Origin of the sequence: Streptococcus pseudopneumoniae (assembly GCF_001072665.1) — a bacterium.
Classification (GTDB): domain Bacteria; phylum Bacillota; class Bacilli; order Lactobacillales; family Streptococcaceae; genus Streptococcus; species Streptococcus pseudopneumoniae_S.
In genome coordinates, this window is record NZ_JVJI01000125.1 from 38,162 (window position 1) to 57,717 (window position 19,556).

Annotated in this window: 22 protein-coding genes and 1 pseudogene; 1 reads left to right on the forward strand and 22 read right to left on the reverse strand. The window is 38.5% G+C overall.

Annotated elements, in window-relative coordinates:
- Positions 1–16: 16 nt before the first annotated feature.
- The 8 genes from ADH52_RS08395 to ADH52_RS08430 are packed head-to-tail and all read right to left on the reverse strand — an operon-like array spanning position 17 to position 9,393.
- Complete coding sequence (locus ADH52_RS08395; RefSeq protein WP_049510920.1) at positions 17–1,816, reverse strand: VirD4-like conjugal transfer protein, CD1115 family; 1,800 nt, start codon at positions 1,814–1,816, stop codon at positions 17–19.
- Positions 1,813–2,331: a hypothetical protein gene (locus ADH52_RS08400; protein ID WP_049510921.1), complete on the reverse strand. Its 519-nt coding sequence runs from the start codon at positions 2,329–2,331 to the stop codon at positions 1,813–1,815. Before ADH52_RS08400 ends, ADH52_RS08395 begins: the two co-directional genes overlap by 4 nt.
- Before the next feature lie 12 nt (positions 2,332–2,343).
- Positions 2,344–3,183 carry a hypothetical protein gene (locus ADH52_RS08405; RefSeq protein WP_000286088.1) on the reverse strand — a complete coding sequence of 280 codons (840 nt, stop codon included), beginning with the start codon at positions 3,181–3,183 and terminating at the stop codon, positions 2,344–2,346.
- A complete protein-coding gene (locus ADH52_RS08410) occupies positions 3,137–3,409 on the reverse strand; it encodes a hypothetical protein (protein ID WP_049510922.1) in 273 nt (90 codons plus the stop codon). Before ADH52_RS08410 ends, ADH52_RS08405 begins: the two co-directional genes overlap by 47 nt.
- On the reverse strand, positions 3,406–4,050 hold the full coding sequence (locus ADH52_RS08415) for a hypothetical protein (protein WP_049510923.1): 645 nt from the start codon (positions 4,048–4,050) through the stop codon (positions 3,406–3,408). The genes ADH52_RS08410 and ADH52_RS08415 overlap by 4 nt, the downstream gene beginning before the upstream one ends.
- 19 nt (positions 4,051–4,069) lie before the next feature.
- Entirely contained in the window at positions 4,070–6,706 is a 2,637-nt protein-coding gene (locus ADH52_RS08420; protein ID WP_049510924.1) for a phage tail tip lysozyme, read from the reverse strand.
- 25 nt (positions 6,707–6,731) lie between these two features.
- Positions 6,732–9,086, reverse strand: coding sequence for a VirB4-like conjugal transfer ATPase, CD1110 family (locus ADH52_RS08425; protein ID WP_033681029.1), 2,355 nt, complete (start codon positions 9,084–9,086; stop codon positions 6,732–6,734).
- Positions 9,046–9,393, reverse strand: a complete 348-nt coding sequence (locus ADH52_RS08430) for a PrgI family mobile element protein (protein WP_049510925.1) — start codon at positions 9,391–9,393, stop codon at positions 9,046–9,048. Before ADH52_RS08430 ends, ADH52_RS08425 begins: the two co-directional genes overlap by 41 nt.
- A 39-nt stretch (positions 9,394–9,432) precedes the next feature.
- On the opposite strand from ADH52_RS08430, the gene ADH52_RS08435 reads away from it, so the two are divergent.
- Positions 9,433–10,149, forward strand: a complete 717-nt coding sequence (locus tag ADH52_RS08435; protein ID WP_152903512.1) for a hypothetical protein — start codon at positions 9,433–9,435, stop codon at positions 10,147–10,149.
- Here ADH52_RS08435 and ADH52_RS11570 read toward each other — a convergent pair.
- The 14 genes and pseudogenes from ADH52_RS11570 to ADH52_RS08495 form a co-directional block, all read right to left on the reverse strand.
- The gene (locus ADH52_RS11570; RefSeq protein ID WP_049510927.1) at positions 10,133–10,348 is read right to left on the reverse strand and encodes a hypothetical protein; all 216 of its coding nucleotides are present in this window, start codon (positions 10,346–10,348) and stop codon (positions 10,133–10,135) included. The two genes, ADH52_RS08435 and ADH52_RS11570, sit on opposite strands and share 17 nt — an antisense overlap.
- Positions 10,349–10,356: 8 nt before the next feature.
- Positions 10,357–11,103 carry a hypothetical protein gene (locus ADH52_RS08445; RefSeq protein WP_049510928.1) on the reverse strand — a complete coding sequence of 249 codons (747 nt, stop codon included), beginning with the start codon at positions 11,101–11,103 and terminating at the stop codon, positions 10,357–10,359.
- Positions 11,104–11,127: 24 nt separating this feature from the next.
- Complete coding sequence (locus tag ADH52_RS08450; protein ID WP_006154879.1) at positions 11,128–11,355, reverse strand: hypothetical protein; 228 nt, start codon at positions 11,353–11,355, stop codon at positions 11,128–11,130.
- 71 nt (positions 11,356–11,426) lie between these two features.
- Positions 11,427–11,915 carry a hypothetical protein gene (locus ADH52_RS08455; protein WP_049510929.1) on the reverse strand — a complete coding sequence of 163 codons (489 nt, stop codon included), beginning with the start codon at positions 11,913–11,915 and terminating at the stop codon, positions 11,427–11,429.
- Between the two features lie 63 nt (positions 11,916–11,978).
- Entirely contained in the window at positions 11,979–15,104 is a 3,126-nt protein-coding gene (locus tag ADH52_RS08460; RefSeq protein WP_049510930.1) for an SspB-related isopeptide-forming adhesin, read from the reverse strand.
- A gap of 18 nt (positions 15,105–15,122) precedes the next feature.
- Positions 15,123–15,905 (reverse strand): LPXTG cell wall anchor domain-containing protein, encoded by a 783-nt coding sequence (locus ADH52_RS08465; RefSeq protein WP_049510931.1) that lies wholly within the window; start codon positions 15,903–15,905, stop codon positions 15,123–15,125.
- Positions 15,906–15,923: 18 nt separating this feature from the next.
- On the reverse strand, positions 15,924–16,226 hold the full coding sequence (locus ADH52_RS08470; RefSeq protein ID WP_000128978.1) for a hypothetical protein: 303 nt from the start codon (positions 16,224–16,226) through the stop codon (positions 15,924–15,926).
- 289 nt (positions 16,227–16,515) lie between these two features.
- Positions 16,516–16,731, reverse strand: a complete 216-nt coding sequence (locus ADH52_RS08475) for a helix-turn-helix transcriptional regulator (RefSeq protein WP_049510932.1) — start codon at positions 16,729–16,731, stop codon at positions 16,516–16,518.
- A gap of 2 nt (positions 16,732–16,733) precedes the next feature.
- Entirely contained in the window at positions 16,734–16,868 is a 135-nt protein-coding gene (locus tag ADH52_RS11775) for a hypothetical protein (RefSeq protein WP_275043169.1), read from the reverse strand.
- Positions 16,869–16,891: 23 nt separating this feature from the next.
- Positions 16,892–17,158 (reverse strand): hypothetical protein, encoded by a 267-nt coding sequence (locus ADH52_RS08480; protein ID WP_049510934.1) that lies wholly within the window; start codon positions 17,156–17,158, stop codon positions 16,892–16,894.
- 4 nt (positions 17,159–17,162) lie between these two features.
- Complete coding sequence (locus ADH52_RS11505) at positions 17,163–17,330, reverse strand: hypothetical protein (RefSeq protein WP_000910110.1); 168 nt, start codon at positions 17,328–17,330, stop codon at positions 17,163–17,165.
- The gene (locus ADH52_RS08485) at positions 17,324–18,400 is read right to left on the reverse strand and encodes a replication initiator protein A (protein ID WP_049510935.1); all 1,077 of its coding nucleotides are present in this window, start codon (positions 18,398–18,400) and stop codon (positions 17,324–17,326) included. The genes ADH52_RS11505 and ADH52_RS08485 overlap by 7 nt, the downstream gene beginning before the upstream one ends.
- Before the next feature lie 190 nt (positions 18,401–18,590).
- Positions 18,591–19,127: a helix-turn-helix domain-containing protein gene (locus tag ADH52_RS08490; protein WP_049510936.1), complete on the reverse strand. Its 537-nt coding sequence runs from the start codon at positions 19,125–19,127 to the stop codon at positions 18,591–18,593.
- A 38-nt stretch (positions 19,128–19,165) separates the two neighbouring features.
- Positions 19,166–19,534, reverse strand: a pseudogene (locus ADH52_RS08495) (hypothetical protein).
- Positions 19,535–19,556 lie beyond the last annotated feature (22 nt).

The window sequence follows — 19,556 nt, forward strand, 5'->3', positions numbered from 1 at the left end:
CTGTCCTTTCTGTATGTTAGGCCACGAATAACTCTTTTAGCTGCGGAGTCAAATCGTTAGCATATAAAAGCAAGCCGTCGATGTCTGTTCCTTTTCGAGTGTATTCGTACCAGTTTTCTTTGTCTTCAGGAGAACTTGCAATCTCATCTTTTCTAGGATGATCATAGACACTTGCTTTTTTATCTCTGAAGACATTTTGTTTAGAAATAAAGACCAATCCTTCTTCTACCCCAATTCTTGCGACTTCATCTGGAGTTAGAAGGGGACGGCCTTGAATTTGTTTATTTTCACTTGATGAGCCATTACGATAACTATGCGATTTTGAAGTGGATCTAGTACGTATAGTCTGCTTACCTGACCTTGTAGAATAGTATTCCATCGTATCCTTGTCATTTGTCCCTAAAAATAGGTGAGTAGCACAGTTATTAAAGATGGTCTTCCAATCACTTTTATAAAGTGATTCTAGCTGATTGACAGCTTGGATGATAATCTTAATAGACATCTCACGACTACGAATAGAAGAGAGGACCTGGGCGAAGTTTGGAATACGGCCAATTTGTGCAAACTCATCGAAGATAAACTGAATGTGGCGAAGATTTTTTCTACTGTAGCCAGGTACTTTCCCTTGCAAGATATCATCAGCCTTATGTGTAAGAACCTCAAAACCAATCGCAAACAAGATTGATGAAAGAAAATTAAAGGCGTTATTGGTTTCAGGAATAGCAATAAAAACGGCTGTCTTTTTCGTATTCCAGGTATCCATTTCCATGGTATCCTCACTAATCAAGTTTCGGACATCTTCGTGGTCGAAGATAGAATAACGAGAAGACAAAATCGCTACCACACTGTTTCTTGTCTCGCCTCTGAAGTTTTGGAATAATTTCCACTGTTTATAAGCATAGTTGTTAGGTTGATGTTCGTTCAGTTCTTCAAACATCTGCTCGACAGGGCTTGGTACATCTGGATCCTCTCGATACATATTTCTTAATAGATCCGCAACGTGCCCCAGGTTTGGCATATATAACTGAACTCCAGTTTCAGGATCCTTAGAGTCAAAATAGAGATAACCAATCAATGCACGTTGCAGCATCAACTCTGCTTGAACCCAGAAGTCTTCTCCAGTATGCTCACTCTTCTTCGTTCCCTCAGTAATTGCTTCAGAGATACGATCAATATCTAGCTCAGACTTCATGTAATGAAAAGGATTAAAACGATCTGAATTCTTGAGCCGAATCAAATCAAAGATTTTAACAGCATAGCCAGCTTTCTCAAGCATCTTCCCAACTTCATGTACCAGGTTTCCTTTAGGATCCGTCACAACAAAGTTTGAGTTCATCTGCATTAAATTTGGCAATACAAAAGTAAAGGTTTTACCATCTCCTGGAAGACCAATGACAATCACATTTTTATTGAGCTGAACATTGTAGGCTAAGCGAAAGTTAAACAGGCCCATTTTAACTTGTTTTGAAAAAATCATATTCTTCTCAAAATCAACGTCTTCAAACCGTCTCATTTCCTTCAAAGTCGCAAAACGAGCACTACCTTGTTCTTCTCCCTGGCGATATAAATTCTTATCCATAGAAGCATAGACAAGCATTGGGAGGCCGAATCCGATCAACCCTCCATACAAGGCTCCTGAATCAAAGAAAACACCAAAAGAGAAGCGTTCCCAGTGTTCTAGCAACCAACGAAGTCGCAACATCCCCATGAAAGGTACTGCTGCAGTCGAAAGTTGGTAGTAATGGTAAAAGGACTGGAAAATAACAAATGAAAATAGCCCCACCACCAGGTAGGGCCATATAGGTTTTCTAATCATCGTGTCTTCTCCTTCCCAATCTCCTTCGTAACAACTGGCATCGTTCCTTTATAGACCTTATTTGTCTTATAGTAATTGATTTTATCTTCAGGAGTCATTTCATGTGGTTTCTTCAGCACCTTTTTCGCAAACTCTTCCAATTTTTCTGGGCTTTTCGTGATGTCTGCCAACATATCTTTGAGAGCCTTTTCTACCAGGGGACGATTTTTTGTTTCAAAGAAGAGATAGGTTGTATCATCTTTTTGATAATAAGTAAAACCTACCTTATACTCCTCCAGGTAATGCTTCAACTTAGCCAAGTGAACTTCACTATTTAATAACTTCTCGACATCTTTTTTTGATTTTGTGGCCATAAAGTCATTAAAACGTGTCTCCCCTTCAAAAGTTCGATTTGCCGCCTTATGTTGTTTCTTGTCATAATGGGCTTTTGCGAGGGCATACAGAGCTTGTATCGTCATCTCCAGGGTAACTTTTCCTTTTAAAGCCAGAGAATGACTGACTTTTTCTTGATCCATGTAAGACCTCCTTTATTTTGGATAATTGGATAGTTCTGGCTTAGCAATAACCTGGAATCCGTAAGGCGCTGAAGGTTCTTCCTTCACAGTAACTACCAAGCGTTTCTGACTTCTGTTCTCACCGTCTTTCACAGCCACTACATAGGTTAGCTGATAAGTTGCTTCATCAACAATCAAGCTAGATTCCAAAATCACAGACTGCAGTTGACCTGCTTGTCTATCTATCGTTAATTGAGGAGCTACGAAATCAGCCATTTTCCCTTTATCAGAGTAAAGGGCTGGCAAAAAGTAACGTGAAAAGGCATCTAGTTCACCTGTTTTTGACTGAATAGTTTTTAGATTTGAAAGTTCCTTGGATACGGCCGAGAGTTGCTTTTCTTGATGGTAAACTAGCGTAAGTGATAAGCCAGCAAGTGTCAGACTTCCTACTAGACTCAATAACACCAAAACTCTTCCTAAATACACCCAAAAAGAGCGTTTAGAAGAGGTTCGAGGTTTGGGAGTTTCATGTTTCAAGGAAGAGGCTTCAGCTTTTTCTTCAGGAGTCTTCTCTTGATGTTTTGTTTTTGGCTGGCGCTTAAAGAAAGAGGTTTTTGCTTCTTTTGGTGCAGCCTCCTGTTTATTCAACGTACCAGGCTTCAGGAAGAGGCTATCTGCGATTCCCTCAAACGGCAAATAGATATCTTCTTGGTAGATGACTACATTCTTTTTATCCAGTTCCTCTACTAATAAAACAGCCTCTGCCTCCTGATGTTTAACCTTAGCATTTTCTCGCTCCAGGGCTTGATACACAAGATCCCGATTTTTATACGTTGTGGTCGTGTTTTGTGTCAGATTGGTTAAACGGTACATCTTTTTCAGCTCCTTTCAATTTTCCTTCAGCAAGAGCTGTTTCAATATCAGCCCAGGTTAAATTATGTTCGGCCAAGTAGTTTGACCGTTCCTCGTGTTTGGTCAGAATGATTTGAGTTTCTAGCTGCTGCAGCTTCTCTTCTTCCTTCTTGGCCTTGGTCATATAGTCAGCTAAGCGGTCTTCCGCTTTCTGTTTTTGTTTTTCCAAAGTTTCTAATTTTGTCATTGTTCTTTTTTCCCTTCTGTACTTTGTGTTTGGTTAGTGCTTGGTTTATTTAATGATGGAATACTCGCCTTTTCGCTTGCGCTTAGGCTGTCTACAATTAAAATAGGGTCAATATGATTTACCAGGTATTTCCCATCTTGCTTGCTGAAGCGAATCCGTATGGTTCTTGAAGATCCTACGTTTGTTTGGGCGTTAGTATAATCATACTTCTTCTGTAACTGTGTCTGAGTGTATCTCACTTGAGCTAGGGCAACATTATTTTCTTGATCGATGTAGATGGTAGAAGACTTCATCTGTGTATCCACTACATAGCCCTTATAGGTTTGTACCGATGGTTCTTCTTCAGAGTTCACTTCCTGATTGTAAGCAGCTTCTGTCATATAGGGCAAATAGCGATTTCTATTTTCTCCAAGATCCTGCTTATTGAAGTAAGCCGTCAAAAATTCCTTTACATATTCTTGCGTTAGTTCGCTTCCCTCTGCTTTGGTTTCTTGTTGCGTAGTTTCAGCTTCCTGTTTAGCTTTCTTTTGTGATGAGGTTGCTGCACCAATCCAGAATACGAATCCTAGAACTAACACAACTCCTATAAGTATTCCTCCTATTTTAAGGAGTTTCAATTTCTCCATATCTATCATTTTCATGATTTACCTTCTTTCTTTTTTAATTTGGTGTCGCAAATGTATAGTAGTAAGCTGGATAGATGACACGAAAATGGACCTTATCCTGTACACCTTGGATATTACATTCCGAAACGAGGAATGAACCATCTGGGTTCACAGCTTCCACAATCGCAACATGACCGTATTCACCTGGTGTCCCACCAAATCCACCTAGAACTGATACAACAGCCCCTCTCGTTGGTGACGTACTGTACTTCCATCCTTTTGCGACTAGGCTTGTTACCCAATCCTGACCATTTCCAAGGTAACCATAGGATCCTGATAAGTCTGTAATCGTTCCTAGTTCGACTAAACGGTTATAGGCATACCAAGTACATTGACCGACTGGGTAGCCACTTCCTTGTTGTGTAGTCATAGAAGCTTGTGTAGGAGGGTGCTCCACTTTTGACTGATACTCGGCAGGGAAATTCCAGGAAGATGCTAACGCTCCACCTCCTCGAACTTGTTGATTAAGAAAAGCGTGGATCTGCTTAGCATTATTCTGGCGCTCTAAGACCTTATCTCCAGAGTTTCCTTCCCAATTTACCAGGAAACGCTCTGTAAGCGTCTCTACAGCCTCTGTACTAGTTAGAATTGAAGTTAGTCCTGTAATATAGTAAGGAGTATCCCCCTCCAACATAAAATCCAGCTGCAGTTCCAAATCATACCACTTCTTATTCTTAGATTTTGCATAGTTTAATAATAGAGTATGTCTCGTGGAGCCATCCGCTGTATCTGTCCACTGTCCCAATCCTAAACCTCGTCGAAGAATATTTGGGTATCTTCCATTATAAATCGCTGGTCCTCCTATAGCTAACCAGGACTCATCATCCCAAGAAGAAGAATCAGCCCCTACTGGAGGGCTAAGGTAATCTCCTTCAGCACGTTTAGGATTAATATTGCTTTCTGTTGCAAAGTTCCCAAGCATGGCTGCCAAACCATTATCTGTTAGCCCTGGTACCTTTTGCTTCAAGTAATCTTTTATCGCTCGTGATTTTTGCCCCAAATCGCCATTAAGTGTGGTAATGACTGAAGTTGTCTGATTGTACGTGACAGATTGAAAGTAAAAGCCTGGATTAACTGATGTCCACTTTTCTTTCTTATCCTTTGTCTCTTTCTCCTCCAATTTTTGATACTGAATGACCTGGTAACCATTTGATGTTACCTTACCAACTTCATCTCCAGCTTTGACCTGAACACCGTCAGAAACACGGATATTTCCTACCTCTTCATAAGTAAAGATGGCTTTATCTGTTTTGATGGATACAGTTGTATCATCTGTCACACTGACTCTACCATCAATAGGAGCTCTTATAGCTTGCCCTGTTGAAGCTTTTAGTTGTGTTTTTTCATAAATTTCACTCTTAGAGGTATAACCAAACCGCTTCAGGATAACTAAAGGGGCTTGATAAGAAGGATCGTCCTCCTGGTAAAAAGGGTTAGCTAGTTCTTGATAAGAGGGGTATCGACCAACCTCTTTAGTCAGCTCCTCTAACTCTTTATACTCTTCTAGCTCACTATCACTCAACTTAGCCCACTTTAGATCTGATGAGGAACCATATAAGTCAACCATCTTTTTCAAGTTATGAGGGTCATCATTCAAATGATTCCAAAGATCATTCAAGGCATCAGAATAGTGATTAAAACCTAACGTCCCAGCCCATTCACCACCAGTTCCCTCATTCCAGTTGCTTTCTGGTTTCCACTCACTACCGTAGCGAAAGTTCATGAAAAAGATCATGTCATCGATGTTTGTCCAATAGTCTACCTTATCATTTGACTTCTCTCGATCTCGTTTACTGATTTGAAGCCAGGACTTGTTCAGGTCAAATTCATTTTGTTGGACAGGACCACTTCCTCCAAATACAGCCATAAATACCCCTAGAATAGCAAAGATGAGGAACATTAAGAAATAGGACTTGACAGCTAAAGGATTGGATAAGATGGAACGCAGGGGCTTTGTCGCAGCCTTCAAAACCTTTCCTGTCCCTCTTGACACCTTCCCAAATTTTGAACTTGCAAGTCGCTTTCTGGCCTGTTTCATCTTTTTGCTGAGTTTTCCTTCCCAGGAGAACTCTCTTGGTGTTCGAGTATACCCTCGCCCTCTGATGAAATTATAGCTTTTATTGAGCTGTCCGTAGCTGTGATTGATTGAATACTTGGATAATTTTCCTACAGCATTTAACGCTCTTTTAGAGGTGTTTACCTGGTACTTAAATTGACGAATATTTTGCCTAGCCTGAACCCAGTCTCCAAGAATCTCATTATCTCTGACTGTCTTCTCAACGTCGTGTCTCGCTTTCATTCGGGCACTTTGTTTTGCACGTTTCTTCAGGCGGTTAGGAATATAACTATCATCTGCCTTTTTAGCTCGTTTATAGAGCGTTGTGGCAATTTGTTTTTCCAACTTTGCTCGATCACGTTGTTGCTTAAAGAAAAGACCTCTAGCTGTTGCTTGAGGTCCTTTGTGTAATTTATAATCTTTGTTCGCTAAGCGATAATTCTTCTTAGCTTCTTTAAATGCAACTCTTGAGTCTAAACGTGCTTCTTTAGGAGCTTTTTTATTATTGAGGTATGATCCTTCTTTGATTCTCCTCTTGCGCTCCTGTTTTAATTGTTTAGGATCACTTTCAAACAAAAGATATCACCTCTCTTTCTATTTTTTAACTATCTGTCGCAACCAATTGATAGAGTTTAGTATCTTTAGGAATAGGGTTTTCAAATGGAACAATTGTATCTCCAGCCACAATCAAACCCGTACCTTTTGCTTTTGGTCGCAAGACAAATCGCTCCAACGAAGGCGTAAGAGGGATTACCTGCTCCAGGGCTTCTAAGTCTGTCCGCTTCAGCTTCAGGAGGGCTAGAAACTCACAGTTTGCGACTAGCTTTCTACCTTCCTCTGTAGATAAAACAGTCTCTGGATTCTGTGTAATCCCTGTTGGAATAGCCCCGTACTTACGAATACGTGAGTATAGTTCTGTAAAGAAGGTTGCTTGCAGTTTATTTTTGAAGTATAGCTGCAACTCATCAAAGTACAACCATGTAATGGATCTACCTTGGTTATTGACTACCTGATTCCAGATGAAGTCCTGAATCACCAGGAGAGCAAATGGCTTCAATTTACCACTCAACTGCTTGAGATTGAAGATAATAAAGCGACTATTCATATTGACATTTGTAGGATGAGCAAAGATATCATTTGAACCGATAGTATAAGGTTCTGCCTTCAGCGCCAGATCCTTAGCTACGGCTTCAGGTTGACGTTCTAAAACTGCTTGCCAATCCTTAAATGTTGGTTTTTCAAATTCCTCATAGGTCTTTCTCGTTACACGGTCAATCATCGCAAATTCATCGTCTGATACCTCAGAGAATATATTCTCAAACAAGGTTGATAAGAGGTTTGATTTTTGGCCAATCGGGTCACTATCTTCTGCCTGTAATTTGTCCTTATCAGGTAGATCCAACAAATTAAAGTGATGTTGCGATCCAGGAGCGATTGTGATAATTTCTGCACCCAATTCTCGACCAATACCAGTGTACTCATCTTCAGGATCGACGATAATAATATTATCTTCAGGATAACGTAGAGTCGTAGGAATAATCTCTCCTCCTTTAGCAAGAACAGATTTTCCTGATCCTGAAGTCCCAAAGATACAACCTGAACCTGTATTCAAGTCTTTCTTACGGTCAACTGTGATAGCGTTCTTTGATAGCTGATTCTGGCCATAATAAATTGCACGTGGACTGTTAGATCGAAGATCTACGTTGGTAAATGGGACTTGTGTGGCCAAGTTACTGGTAGTCATATCTCTCATAAAACGGCGTTTTACGTTGATAAATGGAATTCCAATCGGTAGAATGGTATTCAAGGATTCTTCCTGGTACAAGTAACACTTATCCAGTTCTACCGTATTCTTACGGACAGATCGTTGAACCTGCTCTGTGTAGATATTCAACTCTTCCAGAGTGTCAGCTATGAAGAAAATCGTCATCACACCTGAAAACATTTTTTGGTCATTGTCCTGGAGTTCTTCAGTCCATTTCTCTGTTTCGCGAGATGTCTCCACAGCTTTCCCACCAACGGCCAGGTCGCTTCCATAACCTTCTTTTGCGGCAGCCTTCTGACTTTTGATCATTTCCCTACGTACACTTGACTTAACTGTCTTGATTTTCTTCAGGGCATCTGCAGTATCATAGGGCTTCGCATGCAGACTGATAGCCAGTTCAATTCCTGTATCCAGGATATTCTTAATCAGTTTGTCATTCAAGAAGGTAGGATATTGTCTAACATACATCACCCTTGCGAAACAATCATCAATTTTCATATGATCTTTTTCAAACTTCAGATAGTTTGGAGCTACAAAGTCCCTGGTGGATAATCCAGAAATAGCGATGTCTTCATAGTTAAAATCAATAAAACCTTCTCGCCTCAAGAGTTTTCGGAAGATAAGAAGACGATCCAATCCCTCTAACTCCTTAAAGGAGATTCCTAAGCCACTGTATTGACTTTCAATAACGCTGGCTGTATCATCAAGGATTCTTCTAGCTTGATGATCCTGGTCTGTTTGGGTAGTAATCGTCAGATATTTTTCTACCTTGAAGGTGTTTTGTTCCTGAGAAAAACGATCATTGATCATCGCATTGTATTCTTTACGATAATCATCATATCCGTCTCCAACCAAATCATAGCGAATAGAAGATAAGCTATTGCTTTCTACTCGACGATTCAGGATCAATAGCTGCATATCATTGTCAATATCCAGCGAATTAAAAATATCAGCGCTTGTTTCAATGATATCAATTCGCTCATCATCTGTTGCAGTAATATAGCTTGTATCACCTAGGCGATAGGTCTTTGAGAATTGATCATTTGTAATTTTCATGAGCCCATCAGGCATCAACCATTGATAGTTAAGACTATTCTGTGTAGAGGCCGTCATGGTACGTCTTAGACGTTTGGCCCGTTCCCGTTCTTCCTTAGAGAGTTTCGGGGTTTTCTTTCGGCCGAATAAATTCATTTCTTGTATATTCCTTTCTGTCATAATCTGTCTGATAAGAGCGTTCCTGTTTAGTCAAAAGGAAACGTATCTCATCTTTAATTTTTTCATCAATATAACACCCGAAAATAACAAAAGGCGCTAATAATAAAATATCAACGCCATAAAGGATTATATCAGGTGCCTTCAGCCAATAGAGGATAGTAGTGACAACTACTGTCAATGCGATACCAAATAGTAGCACTAACTGCCTCAGTGTCATATACCCTATAACTGGCCTTTCGTAGCTATCTAAAGCCTTTAAAAATTCACTGCCTAAACGTGTCATTCTGTTCCTTTCTTTATATGGTATAATAAAATAAAAACTATGAAGGGAAAGTTAATGAGCCATTTTTACTATCAAGTCCTCAAACGAATTCAATCTCAGTTATCTGCTATCCAAGTGTTCTACCTACAGACTATTCAACAGCTACTCTATGCTTGGATAGTATTCTCATTGTTTGACCTTTTTAAAATTGTCAAAAATCATTCAGATCCAGGTCGCTATTTTTTTGATCAACTCCTTATATTCTTCATTGCACGAGCGATATCAATCTATGTAAGGCATCGTGTTTACTTACTAACTCCAATCCTAACACATGGCTTTCAAAAATCTGATAGAGACTTACTTATCAAAGAAATTGAGGAAGCTCTTCAAAAATCTGTAGAATTTACAAAATGGAGTTGCGGAATCCTATCTACAGTTTTAGTTCTTGTTGCCACTATCTTTGCCGATATTGGCTTAAAAATAGCAGATAAAGCTGTTTCTGAGCAGTTACTTATTGAAGAGTTAAAATCAATGGATATAAAATTTGAGAACATTCTCGAACTTTTTGGTGTAACTGTCAGCATAATTGTCGGTCTCGTTCTTTCGTACTACTTCATCTTACAATTATTTTCTTTTCATAAAAGGCTGGTATTAAAAGTTTTAAAAAATTGTGAATACGAAAAATCCTATCCTTTGCTAAATTCCACAAAATGGGAAATATTCTGTGAATTAAGTAAAGAAGTATTATTCCTTCATATGTTCAAACGTCTTTTCTAAAGAAAATAAATTCACTTCCACACGCTAAAATAATACCACTTGCGAGAGCCAGCCAATGTGGCTGGAGAGCCCTACGGCACAAGTAATAGAAAAAAAGAGTCCTAAGTAAAAACAGTAGCCCCCAGACTACTGTTTTTAAAATAACTCTCAAAATATTTCCTAGCACTTGCTGATTTTTCTGTGAGTGCTTTTTTAACATTTCTCCTCCTAGTTCACCTGCAGGATATTTTTGGCCATTCTTTGGCTGCCAAATAGCATAATGATGTAAATGATTCCTTTAGCTATCGCAACTAAAGCACTTGTCCAGGCTCCAGTCTTATCAACGGTTAAGATATCATTCGTGACAATGGCTGGGTAAAGCATGATAATAACTACTAGAATCAATCCCTGAAGAATAGCAGCAGCATAGAGCTTAAAGAAACCGAGGCAGATCGGACGTAAGCTATCCACCATGTAACAAGCGACAATAATTTTAGCGATTCCCTTATACGTGTAAAGTGTAAAAGAGCGCAACAAGATCAACAACTTAGTCGATATCTGACCGACAAAATCAACAACCCCATAAATAATCTTAAAGAACCATTTTTCCATAGCACCTAAGCCTTTAAAATCTGGTGCCTCAGAACTGAAAGGATCTGTAGCATTTTTAGCTACTAACTTAATGATAACATTGAACAACCATGACAAGGCATCAAAAATTGCATCCACATAGAGGATTAAAAAAAGGGCAATGGCATACTTGAGGATTTCTTCAATCCAAAGCTGAAAAGATAACTCCCCACCATTGCTTTTAAGATGCTGGTGCCAGTTCATGAGGTTGATCCCCATAAAAAGGAGAAGAAGCAAAATGGCTACCTTCTCCATCGAACCCGAAATAGTTTCCATCAATTCATAAGCTGTCGCATTATAGTCTTTCAGACTCATGGTTAGTTGATCAAGTGTGGATTGGTTCATAAAACCACCTCCTTTTTCTTCCTCTTACGAGCCAAGAGATTGAAGACCTGTTGCTAAAGCTGTAAAGAGGGCTTTTAGGACGGCACCAAGAAGAGCGCCTAAAATCAAACTTTGAATTCCTTTATCCTTCTTGTCATCCAATTCACGTTTGATTCCTACTGCTAAGTCCCAGGCACCCCAAGCGGCCCAACCAATACCGATAATTCCACCGATATTCCCAATTTTGTTAATAAAATCTACAACTGCACTCATTATTTTTTCTCACTTTCTTTTATAAAAAGGTACTAAGAAAGATTCCTAGTACCCACTTTGTTTATTTAATACTATATTTCATCCGTTGGACGAAAAGTTAGAGAGAGGGCTGTAATTACAGCCAAGACAACGATAATAGTCGTTTCCCACCAGTGATAGATTGGAACACCTTCAGGCAATACCCAGTTAGTATACCAGGTTTCTATTTCGGATGGAATAGTACCTTCTTTTGTCAGAAATGCCCAATAGCATACTACTAAAAATGAAACTACAATCTTAAACACAAACCAACCAATTGCTGTTGCAATCAAGCTCTTAATCAGATTAAAGATAAAGAGAAGAAACATGAGTGGAGTCGCAACCATCAAAACGGCAGCTCTCGCAATCACACTAGGTAGGTTCTTTACTCCTGACCAGATGGCTTTTCCTAACCAACGCAAGCCTTTTTTCCACTTCTTCTCTTCTTCAGGTTTGGTTACTTCTGATTTTGTTTTAGTTGGGGTATAGTATCTGTATCCACTTCTAGTCACATGTGCATCCATTTTCGTGTCCTTTCTCATCTCTCTTCCCCCTCTTTTTTATGGCTTCATTATACCATAGATGAGGGGGAATTTCTAGATGTTCTATTTTTTATACTTGCGAAGACCTGCAAGACTCAATAATCCCAAAATCATTCCCACAACTGGAAGCATGCTTGCTGCTGATCCTGTATTTGGAAGTGATGGTTGAGGATTTGGTTTTCCAGGTTCTTCAGGTTTAGGTGGCTCTGGCGTTGTGGTTGTCACTTTAGCCGTCATCTCTTGTGAATTTACTGTATTGATAAAGGTATTTTCAACCTTCCCAGCTGCAATGCGTTCGACTTCTAGATAGAAGTCTGCATCAAACGTGCCTTTTACACCTAATGAGTTTAAGAAGTCTTTGTCAATAGTGTAAGCCCACTTACCGTCTTTTTCGTTCCATGTTACTTTAACAATCTTCTTGATAAAGTCTGAGTTTGTGCTTTGGTCGAACTCAAATTGGAAGGCATACACAGAGCCTTTAGCAATCTTGTCTCCTGCCTTAACCACTTTACCGTCAGACAAGACTACATCATAAGGAAGAACCAGGTCTTTTTGAGCAAGGTATTCTGTCCCTCGAATAATACCAGACCAATTACCCGTATATCGATCATGCTTCAAGTCAAGCATATCAATACCATCATATTGGAAGAGGCTATCGTGTTTAGAAGGAACAGTCACACCGTCCAAGAGGTAACGTAGGTACCCGCCAATTTGAATTTCTTGACCGTCACGAATCTTCTTATCGTCTTTTTGATCCAAAGCGTGTTTTTCAGGTTTCAAGTCAGGAACTTGCACAGTTACCAAGTTAGAGACAAAGGCATTTCCAAAGTCAATTTGATGGAAATCATTTTTCACAATTTTGCCTTTTTCTACAAGCAAACGTGCAGGAAGCTCAATCGTGATATTCTTAACTGGTTTCACATAGTTTTTATAGAATGAAGCAGAATCTTTGGCTACCCAAAGGTAAAATTCGCCTTTAGGATTCAAACCAGCTTCTTTCAAAATGCTTTGAATTTCTTTTGTACGTTCCTTTTCAGAAAGAACATGGTACATATTAAAGAGCGCTTTAACATCTTTACCAGTAGAATCCTTCATAGTGATTTTGCTGTCATCTACCTTGTAAGCACCATCTTGAACATCATCTGCCATAGCCCATGTTTTACCATAAGTCTTAGAATCAGCAGTAAATGTTGAATATGGTTTATAATCAGTAGTCAAACTGAATTTCACATTTTTATCAAATGTATTTGCTCCATCAATGTTGTTTGCGTAGTTGTCAATAATAGCCTTCACAGGTTTTGGAGTAGAAGGTTTAACACGCAAACGTGAATAATTCACTTTTACAGTAGGAACTAAAGGCATTTCAGGAATTTTTTTCTTCTCTGGTGGTGTTGGAGCTGGTGGTGTTGGGAGTGTTGTACGAGGTACAAACTCTTTAGGTTTCTCCAATTTAGGTTTAGGAATTTCCTTAGTATCCTTTTGTTTTAAAACAGGAGGATTAGGAGCAGGAATTGGAATCCACACAGGCACAGTTGCACTTGCTTTACCAAAGATACCTACAGCCCATGATGAAGAAAAGACTTCGCTATCTCCAAGAATTTCTTTACCTTCTGCTAACTGTTTATTTTTAGATTTTTTTCGAAGATAATCAATTTCCTTTTGTGAATGCTTCCCTACGCCATTATGATAGCCTAGATTCAATGTAGAGCCATATCCAACAGAAAGAATTGACCCACGTGGAATATCACTTTCATCGTTTACATTGTCATACCCAAGGTCACCTGCTTTCACTCCCAATTCAGGCACATCAGAAGTCCAAGCAGTTTTATACTCACCTTTGTAGTAATTCTTGCCATCACGAACCACCTTTTTAACATCAGAACCCTTTGGATTTAAAACGATTCCTTCTGTTCCATCTTGATAGGTCAAGTTCAATTCCTGTCCATAGTCGATATCATTAAAAGCAGTAGCAACAGCAAGAACAGTTTTCTTCATATCTTTTTCATAGAAGAAATCAATCTTAGTATTAAATTCAACTAGGTTAGCAAATCCAAAGTTAATTGAACCATCACCTGTATCTTTTTTTACATAAATTTTAGTAGAACTCAATGATTTTCCATTCTCAACCCACTCAGCTTCTACTTTATTAAAGGTAAAGCGAGCAGAAACTTTCTTCCCATCTTTACTTTCAGCAACATTGTGAAGTGTGAATGAATCACCTGCCTTTGGATTTACAATTTCAGCAAAATATTCAGGATTTTTCCCAAGCAATCCTGCACGACTACCACTAATAGTAGTATCAGAGTGCAAACCAATATAATCTTTTACAGCAGTTAGACCGTCAACACCTTCAAATGAAGCTGTTAGGTTGCTGTAGTACCCAACGCTACCACGCTTGCTGTTGTCGTAATCACCATAAACCTTGATATGTGGTTTTTCAGCTTTTACCCCCTTCTTAGCAAGTTCTGCTTTTTTCTTGTTGTACTCAGCAAGATCACTTTCATATTTTGCTTGTTTTTTGTCAAAGTCAGCTTTTAGATCAGCATTTTCCTTTTCAACCTTTTCATTAAAAGATTTCTGATTTGCAAGAGCAGTCTTATAGTCAGCTTCTTTCTTAGCGTTATCACGTTTAATTCGTGCATTTTCATCTTCAGTTTCTTTTTGCTTCTTATCATTGTCTGCAAGAATAGCCTTATTTTCAGCTTCAATACGTTTGACTTCTGCTTCATGATCTTTTACAGCTTTTTCAAACTTATCTTGTTTATCCTTGTTTTCTTTTTCGATTACTTCACGTTCTTTAGTAGTTTTATCTACCTTAGAAGAATAATCATCAGTCACAGTTTTGACATTTTTTTCCTGATTAACATAATCAGCTTCAATTTCTTTCTGCTTACCTGCTACTGTTTCAGAGGTGGCAACACCTTTGTCCTGAACAACTCCAACTTCAACTTTAACGCCTGCTTTTTTAGCGTCTGTTACAGCTTTGTCAAGATTGTCATGAGCAATAGGAACTTCTACTTCTGTTTTCTTTTCTACAGCAACAGGCTTATCAGTTGAAACTTCATCAGCCGATACAGTACCATTAAACGCCATACCTAACATAGCAAGCGCCAAGATTACTCCACAAGCTCCTGCAACTTTTGTTTTACGGATTGAACCATAAGCCTTATATTCATTTGATTTTAACATTTTTCTTTTCTCCTTTAATTAAAATAATTTCTTCTTGTAGAAGTAGCCAACCGCTGTCAACAACATTCCACCGATTGCAGCTAGAAAACTTTGTTCTGTTCCTGTATTTGGAAGGGTTTTGAGCTCCCCATCTTTATCAGTAACAGAGATAGTCTTATCTTCGTTGACAGTACCACCGACCTCTTCAGGAGCAACCACTGAACCATCTGAAAGAACTACGTTTCCGTCTTGGGTGCTAACAATTGACGCACCTGTATTTGTTTCAACAGGAGCTTTTGTCACATCATGAACTACTTGACCTGTTGCGGTTGAAGTAGTCCCAATTTGTGATTTTCCTTGCTCATTGGCCTCATCCGTTGTTTTTGGCTTTTCAGCTTTTGGCAATTCAGGTTGGACTTCTGGGGTGCCTTTGTTGGTTACTACCGCTTCAGAGAGCTCTGGTTGAATTGCAGGTTCACCTTTGTCACTTACTACCGCTTCAGAGAGCTCTGGTTGAATTGCAGGTTCACCTTTGTCACTTACTACCACTTCAGAGAGCTCTGGTTGAATTGCAGGTTCACCTTTGTCTGTAGTTGATGATGTATCTGGTGTTGTTGGATCAACTGGAGTAACTGAAGGCTCTGTTAGCTGAACTGCTGGAGCCTCTTTTTCTGTTGAGGCGCTTGGTGCTGTCGGCGTAACAACTTCTGTCGCTGGAGCAGAAGAATCAATTGGTGCAATTTCGTCTGCTGATACATAACCCGCTTGGGCAAGCACGAGTGTTGATAGTGCGAGTGTAGCTAATACTTGTTTCTTGTTCATTGTGATTTTTCCTTTTCTTTATTTATTTTTCGGGTTATAGCCTTTTCCAGTTAAACGAAGTTCCATTCCTGATGGTGTCTTAACTTTTCGAGCTATAACTTGAGCATCTCTCTTAATAGTGCGAATTTGATCATAAACCTTTTTATAAGGCAAATGAAATTCAACATCCCTTAAAAGACCATCTACGTATCCTCTAGCCTGTTTGACTGCATAGTCTGGCTTCAGAATAAGGTCTGTGCCGTCCTCTAAGCGAGCTGTCGCACCTCCTTGTTTTCCTAAGTTTTTTAAGTCCTTTAGGCGGACGGTTATTTCATCTGTCATAGATTTCTCCTTGAAGTTGAAAGGCGAAATAACGCCGTGCTGTGTAAAAACGTATTTTTACATCGGTATTTCATGCGCTGGGTTTATAGTCTAGGAACCCTTACTCCTTCAGCTTATGATTATTATCATGCTTTTTCGTTCAGTGGCTGGACTAGATATCCTTTTCTAGTTTGCTACTCGCCCCCGTTTCTTTTTTATCCATAGCCACGCTGTATTAGGGCAAGCCTTGTATTCAGTTTTCAAAGGTCTGTAGTTTAATGACTTCTCGGTCAATATAGATTTATCTGTACTAGGTTTGGTCCGTTTCTGATCCTAACAGGTAGTCAATAGTTACCCCAAAGTATTCTGCTACTTTTTTAGCATTTTCAAGACTTATCTGACTATATCCTGTTTCCCAGTTCGATATGGTGTTACGAAAAACACCTATCTGATCAGCCAAGGCTTGCTGAGACAGACTAGACTGCTTTCGTAATTCTCTGATACGATTTTGTGTTTGTTTCCTCACATCTACTTGTCTCCTTCATTATTTAGACTTGATAGTATTTCATCATCCATCAGAGGTGCATTCTTCAGCTCCATCATGACAAGCCCTATTCCATAAGCTAAGATCAATAGTAAAGCCATTGTAACTAGTTTAAACATTACTATCCTCCTGATATTGTTTCTTATTTTGTCCGATAAGTTATCTTCTTCACCCATCGAGGATTGATAGAAAACGGTGGAGTCGCGGATGTAAAATTCATGCTCGCTCCTGTTCCAAATGAACTTGATACCAATTTTTCTAGTTCCTCTAAGTTGGAGGTGACGGAAATACTGTCTACCGTTTTATCAAAATACTCTACAATCATTTCAATCTCTTGAACTGGTTGGGAAGGTGTAACCTTCATAGCTTGTACTCTGTTAATTCTCTCTTGGTTATTAAACAATCCCATGAAATCAATCCTCTTTCTGTTGCCATGATGAGAAAATTTGGCTGAGTTTCTCAGCTCTTTCTTTTTTCGGTAAATCAAAAACAGCTTTAGGAACCATGTAGATTTTCTCCTTCGGGCTACGACCTATCGTTAGCACTTTGCCATCAATTGGTCTAAATTCATCTTTTAACATGTTTCAACTCCCTTAGACAATTCTGATAAATAGCTATTGAGTTTCGTCTCCGATAGTTTATCTGGATAATAATGTGCAATCACACTTGGACACTCATCAGGGAATTTTTTAGCGTACTCACTTTGTCCTGATACCTCCAGGAAACCATGTTCTTTTTCAATGAGTAGAGCCATCTTCCAAAAACGAATCATCATTTTGTAGAAGTAGGCTGGGATATTCTGGATTGATTTTCCTTCAGCCTCTCCGGTTTTAATTTTGAAAATCAATTTATCAAGCTCACGTTCAAGATCCTGCAGCCAAACCTCTCCATAAATTTCCTGATCAGCTAAGAGGTTGTTGTAATTCTTCTCAACTTGGCGTTTTGCTTGATAGATTTTATTTTCAAGAATTTTTGCATCTTTTCCAAACAAACTGAGTTTCTGAACTAGTTGAGGAGAAAGAAAACCATGTTGCCCCATTCTAAACGCTTCAGAAATTGATAAATCAGATAAAGATGACTCGCCCTCGTATCGATTAGTATCGTAATCTCTTTTATCATTCTTAATTAGATTATTATTATTTGGTTCGGTATTTCCGAGTTCTTGATTTCGGATTTGGCGAGTTCTTGATTTCGGATTTGGCGAGTTCTTGATTTCGGCATTTCCGAGTTCATAGATTTCCCAAGGACTTGGAGCTATTTCAAAAGACATCTTCAATAATTCTGGATCTGAAACTACATTTTTCGGATACAATCTATTAGGCTGTTTCATGCCTTGACGTTCCTCATCAAGCAAGTGATATTTAATCAATTCTTTCTTCAACTTGATAATTTTATCCTTCCCATAACCAGTATCTTGACATAGTTCATTATTCGGATAGATGACATATACATCACCATTTTTATCCACAAAATTTCCAGTATCTTTAGCGGTTTGAAGTGATAATTTCAAGCGATCATTGATTAACATGTAGACAAATTTTGCTTCAGCACATAATTTTTGATAATAAGTTGTTCCAACTAAGACTTTAGGAAGCTGATAATGAATCTCTGTAGCTTGAATTTGAATTAAACTTTTTCTTCCATATGCCATAAATCAATACCCCACCTGGAATGAGTTCAGATTACACGCAAGCTGATTTTGTGGCGTAAAAGTAATCATCTTTTGTCTTTCTAACAGTGAAATAACCACATCTGCTTCATGGCTTGTCAACTGTCTCAAAGACATTATTTCTTGAATTAACTCCTGTCTTGTCATATGTACGTCCTTTCTACATACTGGTTTATTCTATGGTATTACCTTTAAAAGATAATATCGGAGTATATTCCCCACCTTCAGGATAATAATATCGAATAATACTGTTGTAACATTCTAAAGACTTGATAACATCTTTATCTGAAATGGTAATAAAAACACAATCATCCTTTTCCTTAAATTTTAATGCTTTAAAAAATTGTTCAGCTTTGAAATTGTTTTCTAAAACCGTAAATTGTATAGCCTGTATCCAAAAATTATAGAAACAGTTATCCAAATCATCGAAAATATCACTAATATCTGGTATATAGTAGTTACTTTTATCTTTAAATAACTTCCTGAAATGACTCAAATGTTTTTCATCGGCTGCAAGATCCCAAATTCCAGACAGATAGATGGTGTTAGTTTTAAAATAGCGAGCAAGAATAGTAAGATCATCACCCATAATATCTCTGCCTAAAACATACATTTCTAGAGAACCTTTTTTAATTCCTGTTTCTTGGCTGACTTGTTTTATTGTTTTATGGTTTTTAACCATTAAAAGTTTTAAATTATTTTGGAGCACCTAAAACTTCCTCGCTTTCTAAGTCCTTTTACTTTTCCCTACACATATCCCATCAATTCTGGATTAAACTCTAGAGTCAACCAATAAGGCTTCGTCCTGAGTTAACTGGCTAGTTTGTCCCAAGTTCCATCTCTCGCTCTTCTGGAGTAAGGATAACTGCCATGTTTATTTCTGGGCTTTAATTCATGAATAACATCATCTTTCATAACTCTCCAGAGAAGACTAGAAGGTCTATAGTAATAGCCATCTCCAAGCCAAACTCTATTGAGATCATCGTATACAGATACTTTTTCATCAGAATTTCCTTCAGGGATACAATCAACCATATTTTCATTCTTATCAAGATCTATTACATCGAAAATTTCTAACGAATCAATATCCATAACAATTTCAATATTATCTGACATTTTTCCCTCCTAACTAAAAACT